This window comes from Asticcacaulis sp. (assembly GCF_051956075.1).
GTDB lineage: Bacteria > Pseudomonadota > Alphaproteobacteria > Caulobacterales > Caulobacteraceae > Asticcacaulis.
On sequence record NZ_JBQCGA010000036.1, the window covers coordinates 129,330 to 140,899 of the forward strand.

General features: G+C 61.0%; 10 protein-coding genes. 5 read left to right on the plus strand and 5 right to left on the minus strand.

The features are described from left to right. Window positions 1–80 precede the first annotated feature (80 nt). The 3 genes from ACTHLA_RS09955 to ACTHLA_RS09965 form a co-directional block, all read right to left on the minus strand. Window positions 81–1,319 (minus strand): ATP-grasp domain-containing protein, encoded by a 1,239-nt coding sequence (locus tag ACTHLA_RS09955; protein WP_440188176.1) that lies wholly within the window; start codon window positions 1,317–1,319, stop codon window positions 81–83. A 576-nt stretch (window positions 1,320–1,895) separates the two neighbouring features. Next, entirely contained in the window at window positions 1,896–2,387 is a 492-nt protein-coding gene (locus ACTHLA_RS09960) for a hypothetical protein (RefSeq protein WP_440188179.1), read from the minus strand. Then, window positions 2,384–2,716 carry a PadR family transcriptional regulator gene (locus ACTHLA_RS09965; protein WP_440188182.1) on the minus strand — a complete coding sequence of 111 codons (333 nt, stop codon included), beginning with the start codon at window positions 2,714–2,716 and terminating at the stop codon, window positions 2,384–2,386. Before ACTHLA_RS09965 ends, ACTHLA_RS09960 begins: the two co-directional genes overlap by 4 nt. 379 nt (window positions 2,717–3,095) lie before the next feature. Here ACTHLA_RS09965 and ACTHLA_RS09970 point away from each other — a divergent pair, with 379 nt between their 5' ends. Both ACTHLA_RS09970 and ACTHLA_RS09975 read left to right on the plus strand, forming a co-directional pair. After that, window positions 3,096–3,881, plus strand: coding sequence for a YoaK family protein (locus tag ACTHLA_RS09970; protein ID WP_440188316.1), 786 nt, complete (start codon window positions 3,096–3,098; stop codon window positions 3,879–3,881). Between the two features lie 18 nt (window positions 3,882–3,899). Next, window positions 3,900–4,628: a methyltransferase domain-containing protein gene (locus ACTHLA_RS09975; protein ID WP_440188185.1), complete on the plus strand. Its 729-nt coding sequence runs from the start codon at window positions 3,900–3,902 to the stop codon at window positions 4,626–4,628. 138 nt (window positions 4,629–4,766) lie between these two features. On the opposite strand, the gene ACTHLA_RS09980 is transcribed toward ACTHLA_RS09975, so the two are convergent. Further along, a complete protein-coding gene (locus ACTHLA_RS09980) occupies window positions 4,767–5,513 on the minus strand; it encodes an alpha/beta hydrolase (protein WP_440188188.1) in 747 nt (248 codons plus the stop codon). 762 nt (window positions 5,514–6,275) lie between these two features. On the opposite strand from ACTHLA_RS09980, the gene ACTHLA_RS09985 reads away from it, so the two are divergent. Together ACTHLA_RS09985 and ACTHLA_RS09990 are read left to right on the plus strand one after the other, a co-directional pair. Beyond that, on the plus strand, window positions 6,276–6,686 hold the full coding sequence (locus tag ACTHLA_RS09985) for a helix-turn-helix domain-containing protein (protein ID WP_440188191.1): 411 nt from the start codon (window positions 6,276–6,278) through the stop codon (window positions 6,684–6,686). Between the two features lie 178 nt (window positions 6,687–6,864). Beyond that, a complete protein-coding gene (locus tag ACTHLA_RS09990; RefSeq protein WP_440188194.1) occupies window positions 6,865–7,080 on the plus strand; it encodes a hypothetical protein in 216 nt (71 codons plus the stop codon). Window positions 7,081–7,132: 52 nt separating this feature from the next. Here the strand turns inward: ACTHLA_RS09990 and ACTHLA_RS09995 are convergent, their stop codons facing one another. Beyond that, a complete protein-coding gene (locus tag ACTHLA_RS09995; protein WP_440188197.1) occupies window positions 7,133–10,543 on the minus strand; it encodes a DEAD/DEAH box helicase in 3,411 nt (1,136 codons plus the stop codon). Window positions 10,544–10,969: 426 nt separating this feature from the next. On the opposite strand from ACTHLA_RS09995, the gene ACTHLA_RS10000 reads away from it, so the two are divergent. Then, complete coding sequence (locus ACTHLA_RS10000) at window positions 10,970–11,494, plus strand: glycine zipper 2TM domain-containing protein (RefSeq protein WP_440188200.1); 525 nt, start codon at window positions 10,970–10,972, stop codon at window positions 11,492–11,494. The last annotated feature ends 76 nt before the right edge of the window (window positions 11,495–11,570 follow it).

The following is an 11,570-nucleotide window of genomic DNA, read 5'->3' on the forward strand; positions in this document are numbered from 1 at the left end:
CTCATCTGCGTGAGCCGCCGCGCCTCGTCGCTGCGAAGCGAGGCGCCGGGCCGTTACGCCTGAGGGTTCGCGACCGGGAGCTAAGCGCCTCCGGCAGCGGCCTGCGCCGCAGCGATGAAGGCCGCGAACAGTTTGCGCATGGCGGGGCGCTTGTAGGGAAACAGCTCCGGATCGTCCATGTCGTGGACGATCATGGCCACGTCGAGCTCGAATATCAACAGACGGCCGTCGCGCGTTTCTGCGCAGTCCATGCCGAAATAGTCGAGCCCGATCTTGCGGTGGAGCGCCTCGAACGCCGCGGCATGGCGCACGGCGAAGTCGGTGTCGAAGGCGTCCATCCAAGCGGCTTCGGCGGCGCGCTTGTCCGCATCGGCCATCATGTCGGCGTTCATGTAGTGCACCATCCATCGCCGCGAGGTCGCCTGATGGCTGGCGAACGGGCGGCCGTTGATCAGCACGATCCTCTGCTTGGTGTAAAGGCCGTCCCCGTCGCTGTAGTCGATGAAGGCGGCGACGTAGAATTCCGACTCGGACTGACCCGCCAGGTAGGCCTGCAAGTCGGCGCGACCGTCGAGCTTGACCAGGCCATGACCGGCATGGGTGCCGACTGGCCTTATCGTCACGGGATAGGTCAGATCTTCAGTCAGTTCGGCGCTATCGTGCGATCGTTCCGCCGCCAGGGACAGCGCCTGGCGGTCTAGGCGCTTCGTCTTAGGCGAGCAGATAGAAGGCTCGTCGCTGAGCAGATGATGCACGCTGTCGCGCGTCATCTGATTGATCAGGCCCGGACGGTTGTTCATTATAGGATAGGGCCAGTCCGCCAGCAGGTCATTAAGACGCGCCAGCACTGGACCGTTCTCATTGCTTTCACCCACCGCCATGAAAGCCACGTCATGCTCCGGCAGGCCATCAAGCGATGTTGTCTCGGCGTCGACATAACGCAGCCACAGCACGCAGTTCGAGCCATCGAGCAGGAAGTCCAGCGGCGTGTTCGCCATGAAATCTCCAGCGGTGACAAAGGCGAGCAGGCGCAGGCCGCTGCCGTCGCCATGGCGTACGCAAAAATCGCGCTGGAGGCTCAGGGCGCCTTCCATGACCTGGCGCGCGTCTTCGGAGCGCCCCAGACTTTGCAATGTGATCGCCATGTCCATCATGGCGGCGGCGTCAGCGGGGTTGGCCGTGACGCGCGCCATCATCGTCTCCCATAAGGGGTTCAGATCCTGGCCCCGAAAGGCCATCGGCACGATGCGGTTCATGCCGGTGATCTGCGTCGTCGCATCCAGGACCGGCGAAGGGATGGACATGTCGCCTGTGGGCATCGGGGTCTCCGTAAATCGTGAAGCGAACGGGCGGACCTGGCGTCTCAAGCGGCTTCGGCCCACACGGATAGGGCCGGTCGCCCCCCCACGTCAAGCGCCTCGCCGACAGGGCCTTCGATGTGAATGCAGACGCCGTCGGGGCCGGGATGCTTAATGGCCTGGGCCAGGGCTCGCACTTGAGTCTGGTCCGGTAAGGCTTCGCGCCCTATGACGTCCGCAATGCCGCACATATCGCCAGGTCTTCCCGAATAAGCTCGCGCGCAATCAATGCGACGCGGTTATCAAGGCGTTGACACCATGTAGCGGCGCAGGTCGTAAAAGATGTTCACGTCCAATATTCAGTCGTGAGGCCGTGACGACGTCATCCGGATCAAACCGAGCCCTGTGCGAGACAACATGCCTTCGCACGTCAAACTCAGTCACTGCATCGTCGCGAAAAATGAGACGGATCGGAGTCTCGCCTGCCTGGAAACGGCGCGCGGGCTCTTCGATGAGGTCCGTCGTCGACGACGGGTCCGAGGACGCAAGCGTTGCGCGAGCCAAAGAGGCGGGCGCGAACCACAAGAGCCCGTTGAGTTACAAGCGATAAATCCATACGGGAAGAAGCGCGGCGACCAAGGCTAAGATCTGGCGCGATACGACGCCAAGGCACGCCATAGGGTAGGTCCTGATCCAGCGAAGGAGAAAGAAGCCGATAATGGGAACCTGGCCAACGACCATAAGCTGAAAGATATGCGCGGCGGCGCCTTCGTCCGCCTGATGTTGGCCGCCCGTCGTGGCTATGTAGACGACGGCGATCAATAGCGCCGTCAACGACATCAACAACGGCAGCGCGCCGCTTGGTTTTGTCGAGAGCGTTATCATCTGCTTGGGACCTGCGAGCATGGCGTACATCCGGGGGGCTGACAATGTGACGATCCACTCCAACATGATCGTTTTGAAGATGTCGAAAATGGCGGCTGCGCTCAGGCCTTCGACGTCAAGCAGCTCCAGGAACTCTTGCCCGTACCGATCTTGCCACCGGCCAGGGAAGAGGCGGATAAGCCATTTGTAATCGCGTTGAGTCATAGAGGCGCCAATCGAGCTGCGCCAATGGCGACAATACGCTGCATGACGCCAAGTCTCGCGGCGAACGCGGCATGGCCGGCGCGCGTCAGGCGATAGGGTTGTCGCCGATCGTCAACGGGAAGCGGTTCAATCAAACCTTGCCGCTCCAGGCGTCCGATGGCGCCGTAAAGGGTTCCCGGCCCCAGCCGTCGCCCGCACATGATGTCTATGTCGTTCAACATGGCGTGGCCGTGTTTTGGTCCCTCGGCCAGACTGGCCAGAACCAGGAACGGCGGGTCGGCAAAATGCTCTTCCGAATTGACCTTCGCTACGTTTTGGATAGTACGCATGACGTAGTAATATCGCAAGGCGACGTCATGTTAATGGGTATCATGCCGTCAATGTCCGATGTGAGACCTGTCCGTACTGCCCTTTGAACGCCAACTCGCGTGTCCCCCACGCGCCAGAAGATCCTGCGCTTGGGGCGCGCAAGCGCACAATACGGCTCCCCCGCCGCGCCGTCGTCCAGATGAATGCGTGAGCCGCGAATATCCCTGGAGGTCAGGCCGACGATTTCCTCACGGGGGAGGCGTCTGGTCAGGACGCGGGCATTTGCCTCCTGGCGGGCTGACGATGGGTCGCCGACGAACATTTAGATCGCACCGGCCCCGGTTTTGTGAGAGGGGGTCTTAAGAAGGGATTCACCTCGACGACATTACGCTTTTGGACGTGGCGCTGGGCGCTTTGGAAGGAGAAGTCGAATTGCTGGTTCATCACGGCCCCGAGCGCGAAGACGCCGCAGACCGGCGCTTAGCCTCTACGCTCGCGAGCGTAGCGGGGGCGCTGAACGCGGCGGCTTTTTACGCTGTAGGCTTTTTCTCAGCCAATATGACGGGTAATGTCTCCTCCCTTTCCGATCACGTGGCGACGGGGCGGCTCAGGTCCGGAGCGATCTACCTTTTCGTTGTCGCAGCCTTCATTCTCGGCGCCTTCGTCTCTACTCTGTTCATCAATGCGGGGCGCAGGCGAGGGGCCGCCGGCGTCTACGCCCTGGTCATTCTGATCGAAGCGCTTGGCATGGCGCCACTTACGATGAGCGGACTGTGGGCGGGCCCGACGTGGCGTCTTCCTTCTATAGTCCTGGGGCTTGCCTTCTTGATGGGGCTGCAAAACGCCGTCGTCACCCGCATTTCCGAAGCCCGCGTCAGAACGACGCATGTGTCGGGCATGGCCACGGATATTGGCATTGAGTTTGGCCTTTTGTTCGATCATATGCGCCATCCAGGGTCGTCCGAGACGATCCAGCCTGTCCGGCGTCGTCTGCGGCTCCACGCAGAGACCATGCTGGCATTCCTTTTCGGCGGGGTCATCGGCGTAGCGCTTTATCAACACATTGGCGTCTTCCTGTTCGCCGTCGCTGGCGTCATACTCGCGCTGATCTCCTTTTACGCGCTCTATCGACAGAAGAAGGCGCCATACGTCCCCTCCAAGCCTCCGCTGTCCAACGATCTTTAGGATTGAGATATTATCTCCATGCGACAACTGGTTGCCCATTCCGGCCGCTTCGGCAAGATCAGAATTTATGAGCGTCTTGAGGACGGCGCCCGTTATTTCATGACGGGCGCGAGTGTTCAAACCCTCATCGACGCAGACGGCGTCAGCCTGTTCGGCTATATCAACGCCTGCAAGATCTTACTGCGGCCATTCCGCAAGATCCTGATGCTGGGCGGCGGCGGGGGAAGTCTGGCCTCGATGCTCGCCCGCAAGGGACATGTGGTCACCGTCGTCGACATCGACCCGGTCGCCGAGGAGGTGGCGCGCGCCTATTTTGGACTCGACAAACGGGTGCGCTGGCTGACAGATGACGCGCGCACCTTTCCCTTCACGGTCCGTGCGCGCTATGACGCCGTCATGGTGGACGCCTGCACCGACCTCGGCACGGATTCGCGCTTTTTCAACCCCTATTGGCTGGCGCGCGCCATGACGGCGTGCCGACCGAAGGGCGTTTTGTTGCTTAACCTGGCCTTGGAGGCGGCCAAGATCGGCTATGGGCGGACGATCGCAGAAGCTGTTTCGCGGCTTGGCTTTCATGCTGAGCTGCTTCAACCGGACGATGGCTGGGAAGGCAATGAGATTCTTCAGATATCACGCCGGGCGCGTCCGGCTCTGATAGGCCCGTCGGATATTCATTCGCGTCCGGCTGAATCGCGCACCTACCTGATGTCTTTGCGGCGTATGTCCCTCCAACCGTCTTCGCCCTGACACGACACGCCAAACCTATGGGACCAGCCTAACCCGCATCCATATCATTGAAGGAGGCGTGAAGCGCATCGCTGAAGCCGACCATCTTGCTGAGCCATCTGGCCGAGCATGGTGTGCGCGAAGATGCGTTCTGACCTATTAGCTGGTCGGCAGCATGCCTATTTTCGATAGCCAGGGTTCCAGCAAGTCCGGCCAGTGCGTGATCGGCGCCTGGGTCCTGCGCAGACCAAAGGCGTGTCCGCCTTTGGCGTAGGTGTGGATCTCAGCTGGAATTTCGTGCGCCCGCAAGGCGCGATAATATGTCTGTCCGTGGATAACGGGGTCAACAGGGTCGTCGTCTGCCTGAATAATCAATGTCGGCGGCGTGATCGGCGTGATGACAATATCGTTCCTGAGCTGACCGGTGCGGGCGTCCCAGAGATGTCCCGGATAGAGAAGAACCGCAAAGTTTGGAACGCTGCTTTTTTGATCTGCCTCGTCTTTAGGTTCATAGGCCCTATGCGCATGCGTGCTGACGTCTGCGGCGAGGCGCCCTCCCGCAGAAAAGCCTACGACGCCTATCTTCTGAGGGTTTATGCCAAGTTCGACAGAGCGCAAACGCAGGAGGCCTATCGCCCTTTGGGCGTCCTGCAGCGCGAGCGGGTGGGGCGGGTCGGTCTCGCAATTGCATTTGGGGTCATGATGCGGTCCTCCATCGGGGACCCTGTACTTTAGAACCACACAGTTCAGCCCCCTGGCCGTCGCCCAGTCGCAAACCTCGGTCCCTTCCAGGTCGATGGCGAGTTTTTTATAGCCTCCCCCAGGAAAGACTAAGAGGGTCACGCCGGTGTTTTCGCCCTTGGCTCGATAGAAGGTCATGGTGGGTTGCGAGACGTCGCTCACCATCAAGACGGATCTACCCGCGACCCGCGATTTATAAGGCGCTGCGGATTCAGGTCTGTCTGGATGCGCTGGCGCATTGGGCGTCGCGCCTGTCCATAGGGGTATTTGCCGGGCGGTCGCGTTGGGACGCCAGACGGCGGCTCCTGCTTGCCGCCCGAGTAAGGCTGCGGTGAGGCAGATCAAGAAACCGAGGACTTTGACAGGTCTCAAAAGCATTTTGGTTCTCAAAGCGTGATGTCTCACGCCGAAGTGGTTGCAAGTCGGATCAGGGCCGGCGCGAAGTCTAGCGTTCCGGCAGAACGAATGATAGGCACACCTTCGCGCCACCCGGAAGGGTGAGGCTCTTTGCTTTCAAGCATACAGTAGTGGGTCAGTTTGAAATTATCGCGTCGGTCAACCTGCTGCACAGCCATAATCGGCTTCCGGGTATCGCTGTGGGGCGTCAATTTAACGACGATGTTCATACCTGTAAGAGGCGGCGCGCCCCACGCTCTTTGTTAAAAAATGGATTGCCACAGGCCGCACAGGGACATATTGGACGTCAACCTGCGGCCAGGAGGCGGGGTGGCGGCAGGATCTTCGCGACGTGAACTGTCGGTCTTCCTCGGGGAAGAATTACGACCTTCTCGCTTAGGTGGTGTCTTCTTACATGAATCGGTCAAAGAGGGCGGGCTTAAGTGACGATCTCGTCTCAGAGGTTGATGAGGGCGGCTCGCTGCGCGGGGCGCCTGACATTTGCGGCGGCGAAACATAGAAGAGGCGAGCATGGCGATTAGAGGCGGTGGAAGACAGGCGGCGCACACGGTCGATATCCATGTTGGCGGCCGCATCCGTCTGCGCCGCAAATATCTTGGCGTCAGTCAGCAAGCGATCGCCGATCCTTTAGACCTGACATTTCAGCAGGTGCAAAAATATGAGAGCGGGGACAACCGGGTCAGCGCCTCAAAGCTCTACGAGATCGCCCGGATCCTCAAAGTCCCCGTCGTCTATTTTTTTGACGGCCTGGATGGAACACCGGAGGCGTTATCCCCCTCCGGCCATGAGGATATGGCCCATGCCTTCTTGTTCACGAAGGAGGGACTTGAACTGGCTGAAGCCTTCCCCCGCGTTCAAAATTCAAAGCGACGGCGCAAGGTTCTGGATCTTGTGAGGACCCTGGCGGAGGAGGACGACTAGGCGCCCGCTTTGGCAAAGTGGCGCAACAGTCATCTTCATGCAGCGTCGCAGGGCTTGCCCTGCTGCATCGTCAGAATTTCGTCCCTTACCAGACCACGCGGCTATGAGCGCCGCGCGCCGCGCTTGATCAGGTCTGAGGTCCCTATCGCCGCTCGAAGGCAGGGTATGCGTAGCGCCCTTGGGGACGATTTATGATCTGGTCGCAGGCGACATGCGGCCACGGGCGACATTGCGTCCACAGGCGACATTGCGTCCACAGGCGACAGGGGCGATCCTGACGCAAAGACAATTCGGTCTTGTCGGCGTGCAGGCGGAGGACGTGCTGCGGCGACGCAATCCGGGGGCGATCCAGGCGTCCGCCTTTTCCAAAGCCAGCCTCTGGCCACGTTCATAAACGCCACATGCAGCCTCGCGGTCCACGCATGTATCGCTGCCTGACCGCGGCGCTATTCAAACAAGAGCCTGACATCCTCTTCGGTGATCATGTCAGACAGCTTGCCTTCCTGATTGACGAGGCCGTCGGCGAGGGCGCGCTTCTTGGCTTTGAGCACATCCATCTTCTCTTCGATTGAACCTATGACGACGAGTTTATGCACAAAGACCGTCTTGTCCTGGCCGATGCGGTGGGCGCGGTCGATCGCCTGATCTTCGACAGCGGGGTTCCACCAGGGATCGTAGAGGATGACCGTATCGGCGGTGGTGAGGTTCAGTCCGACGCCGCCGGCCTTCAGGCTGATCAGAAACAAGGGGACTTCGCCCGACTGGAAGGCTGTGATCTGGGCTTTGCGGTCCTTTGTGTCGCCCGTCAGCAAGGCATAGGACCAGCCTTCCTGATCGAAAGCCGCCTTGATGAGATCGAGCATGGAGGTGAACTGAGAAAATATCAGAACCCGCCGCCCCTCGGATATGAGTTCGCTCACCATTTCCATCAGCCGCTCAAGCTTGGCCGACGCGGCCGCAGGCGGCGTATCTTCGTCTTTGCGAACGAGGCGGGGATCGCAGCAGATTTGTCGCAGCTTTAGGAGGGCGTCCAGAATGATGATCTGAGAGGCGTGCAGTCCGCGTGCGGCGATGGCGTCGCGCACGCGCTTGTGCATGCTCAGGCGCACCGCTTCGTAGGCGGCCTGCTGTTCCGGGCCGAAGCTGATGCGCTCGACAATATCGATTCTGGGCGGCAGTTCAGGCGCGACCTGCGCCTTGGTGCGTCGCAGCATAAAGGGCCGGATGCGCGCGGCCAGGCGTCGCGCCTTGGCCTCATCGCCTTTTTTCTCGATCGGCTGTCGCCAGTGTTTGGCGAAGGCGGTCTTTGGCCCCAGATAGCCGGGATTGATGAATTCAAACAGGGACCAGAGCTCGCCCAGATGATTTTCCATCGGCGTTCCTGTCAGGCAGAAGCGCTTGGAGGCTTTCAGCTCGTGAATAAGCTTTGTGGTCGCCGTATTGGGGTTCTTGATCGTCTGCGCTTCGTCCAGAATGATCATGCCCCATTCGCGCTCGGCGAATAGCGCCTTGTCTCTGGCGATGAGCGGATAGGTCGTCACGACGACATCGCTCGCCTCTACCTCGCCCAATTGCTCCCAGCGGTTCTGTCCCTGCCAGATAAGGAGGCGAAGATCCGGCGAAAATTTCGCCGCCTCGGCCCGCCAGTTTTCCATCAGGCTGGTGGGCGCAAGGATCAGATTGGGCGCGCCTTGCCGGCCAAGAGACTTTTCGCGTGCGATCAGCGCCAGGGTCTGGACCGTTTTGCCAAGGCCCATATCGTCGGCGAGTATGCCGCCGAGGCCGGCCTCTGCGAGAAAGCTTAGCCAGTCCAGGCCGCGCGCCTGGTAGGGCCGCAGGCTTGCCTGAAAAGATGGCGGCGGGGCGGCGGTCGGGATGTCGCCTGTCTCACGCAGCTTCTCGCCGAGGGTGAGGAGGCTGGTGTTGATGTCGACGACGACATTGTCGCGCCCGAGCGCCTCGGTGAGGTCAAACAGCATCGGCGCTTCGGCGCGGCTGAATCGCGCGCCTTCCAGGCGCTCGCGCATGGCGAAGAGGGCGCCCAGATGGTCAAGGAGCGGGAGGATCTTGCCGGCGGGCATAGGCAAGAGGCTTCCGTCGGCAAGCGGCAGAAAGACGGGTTCGTCCAGATCGAGCGCCCGGATGGCGTTCTCCCCCGACTCCAGCATCTTGGCGAGGGGTTCGATCAGGTCCTGCCATTCACCGTCGATCTTGACGCCGAGATCGAGCTCGAACCAGTCGATGCCAGAGCCCTCGCCTGAGTGCACGCGCCCGCCAATTGGGCCGTCGGGGCGCGCCAGTCGAAACGGAAAATCCCTGTCGATTTCGATGATCCAGCCGTCGCGCTGAAGATCTGGTATGTCGTAATATTGAAAGTCCTGCCAACCCCAGCCCAGGCCGTCTACGTCACCATCATCCGTCACATAGGCGTCCGCCAGAGTCGCCTTGAACTGCGGATAGATTTCCGAAGCTGGCAGAAGCATGGTCATGTCGAGCGCGTCGATCGCCTTGGCTTCGCTTGCTGGATCGCGGTGGATCTCCACGCGGACGCCTTCATGGAAGCGCTGGGCGAACGAAGGCCCGCCAGGCGCAAGGCGAAAGCCCTCATAATCAAAGATAAGCTTGCCGATAGCGACCAAGAGCGGCTCGGGTTGATTCCAGGATGAATAATAGCTTTGAGACGGGCTGATACGGACGCTTGTCAGTTGTAGCACCGGACGGGGCGCCGTTTTAACAAGTCTTGCCTCGCCGACCTTGGGCGCGGGCAGAAGGCGCGACAGGCGAGCGCCGGATTTTTCCAGCCGGTCAGAGAAGCTATCGAGTTGCGACACAGGAAGAAGCGGCGCCTGCGTCAACCGACGGGCCAGGCGCGGGGCGATACCGAGATCTATGGCGCCCACGAGGCCGGCCTCGACATCGATATAGACCGGCGGCGAGGCCGACAGGATCTGGACCGGACCAGCGCCATCCCGTCCCAAACCTGGCGCATCCTCAGCCTCTGCGTCCAACAAGGCGTCTGATTGAAGATGGGCCATCAGGCAAAGCGTGTCGTCGCCCTTCGTGGCCCAGCGCAGAGTGGCCTTGCGGGCTGGACCCTTTGACAGAACCGGTCCGTTGACGTCGCCATGGCGCGCACGGCCAGTGGCGAGTATGAGGTCCAGAACCTCGCCGCCTTCATCCTCCGTCAAAATCTCGGTTTTACGGCCTAAGGCGCGCGGCAAGGCGCGCAATCTCGGCAGGATGATGCGGTCCTCGCGGGTCATATACTTGGTCGGGCCGTTATTACCGTAGGACTGCAGATCGTAGGCCTTGGGCGAGGAATATTGGCCGGTTTTCAGGCGGCGCGCCGATTGCAGGAAGAGGCCAAGTTCCGGCGTGCTCGCATAGGCGTTGATGGGCGCAAGAACATAGATCAGGGCCTGCGAAGAGGCGGCGGGCGCGTCGTCTTCCGCGCCTTCGGCTTGAGCCACTCTGTCGAGCCAGTGGACGAGACCGGGCTCCAGATAGGCCCGCGGCGCAGGCGCTAAAGCGCCGGGCCTGGACACGGCCGGCGGAGGCGTTTTGCCATAAGCGGACCCGGGCGTGGTCAGGGCTTTCAGCACAAGGGCCGCCACGTGCTTGCAGTTGACGCCCACCGGGCAGGTGCATAGCCCTCTGACGGCGTAACGGCCGTCAGAGCCCGGCGTAAGTGAGACTTGCTGAACATAGCGTCGGCCGCCCGAGCCCAGGGTTATGCCTGTGAGGGTGTCGTCCTGGCGCGACAGGCTGAGCACCCTGCCTTCGGACAGATAGGCCGCTCCACGGCTCAGGGTTTGAGCATCGAAGACGTAACTGAAATTTGAAGGGCTGAAATTCATGGAGGGTCCAAGGCGATTCGCAAGGCGGATGTGATCGCCAAACCCGCGTCCTTTCAAGCCAAATCGTGGAAGCTGTCCATCATTTCATCCCTTAAGGAGCCGGCGCCGCCGCGAGGGCGCACTTGACATCTCCCATAGGCTATCGGGTCCCATAGGCTATCGGGCGGCTGACCGCCCTGGGGCCGATGTTTTGTTCATGGCGCCTACCGCGGCGTCTTGATTGTGGGGCTTGGGGAAGCCTCCGCGTTACAAGTTTGACGCGGGCCCTTCCAGCGCGAAGCGGCTTGGGCCTTAAGTCTTCCCAGGCGGCTCTCTTCTGAGGCCGACATGAACGGATATGAATACCGCACTCAGACGGCGTTCAGCTACGGGCGACTAATATGATCTCAACATCCGGTGAGCGACCGGTGTGATGGAGATTTGAAGATGGAAACGCTGTCCAAGATTGCTATCGTGTCCACTCTGGCCGCCGCAGCTGCGATGGCGGTCGCTCTGCCGGCCTCGGCCGATTGTTATCGTCGCAGCGCCAATGGCGCGGACGGCGCCGTCATTGGCGCCATAGCGGGCGCCCTTTTTGGCAACGCCGCCTCGGGTCGGCATGACCGCGGCATGGGGACAGCTGCGGGCGCGCTTGTCGGCGCCGCCGTCGGCTCATCCGTTGCGCGCAACAACACGAGTTGCGCCTATGATCGGGGTGGCTATGGCTACCGCGACAGCGCTTATCGTTCCGACGCCTATGCTCAGCGTGATTATGGCAGAGGAGGCTATAGCCGGGGCGACTATGGTCAGGGTTATGACAACCAGCCGGTTTACCGCAGCTACAGCTATGAGCGCGTCGACTCTTATCCGGCGCGCGGTTACGGCTCGGGCGGTTACGCCTCTGGCGGCGACGGTTGGCGTCAGTCGCATGAAGAGCATTACCAACGCCACGATGATTATCGGGGATGGTGACAAAAGGGCCGGCGTCCGCAGGGACGCCGGCCCTTTTGACGCATCGTTCATGCGATCATGAGCTTAGCTATGAGAC

Coding starts and splice junctions, on each gene's coding strand:
- ACTHLA_RS09955 (WP_440188176.1), bottom strand. CDS start 1,319: ATGCCCACAGGCGACATGTCCATCCCTTCGCCGGTCCTGGATGCGACG.
- ACTHLA_RS09960 (WP_440188179.1), bottom strand. CDS start 2,387: ATGACTCAACGCGATTACAAATGGCTTATCCGCCTCTTCCCTGGCCGG.
- ACTHLA_RS09965 (WP_440188182.1), bottom strand. CDS start 2,716: ATGCGTACTATCCAAAACGTAGCGAAGGTCAATTCGGAAGAGCATTTT.
- ACTHLA_RS09975 (WP_440188185.1), top strand. CDS start 3,900: ATGCGACAACTGGTTGCCCATTCCGGCCGCTTCGGCAAGATCAGAATT.
- ACTHLA_RS09980 (WP_440188188.1), bottom strand. CDS start 5,513: ATGGTGAGCGACGTCTCGCAACCCACCATGACCTTCTATCGAGCCAAG.
- ACTHLA_RS09985 (WP_440188191.1), top strand. CDS start 6,276: ATGGCGATTAGAGGCGGTGGAAGACAGGCGGCGCACACGGTCGATATC.
- ACTHLA_RS09995 (WP_440188197.1), bottom strand. CDS start 10,543: ATGAATTTCAGCCCTTCAAATTTCAGTTACGTCTTCGATGCTCAAACC.
- ACTHLA_RS10000 (WP_440188200.1), top strand. CDS start 10,970: ATGGAAACGCTGTCCAAGATTGCTATCGTGTCCACTCTGGCCGCCGCA.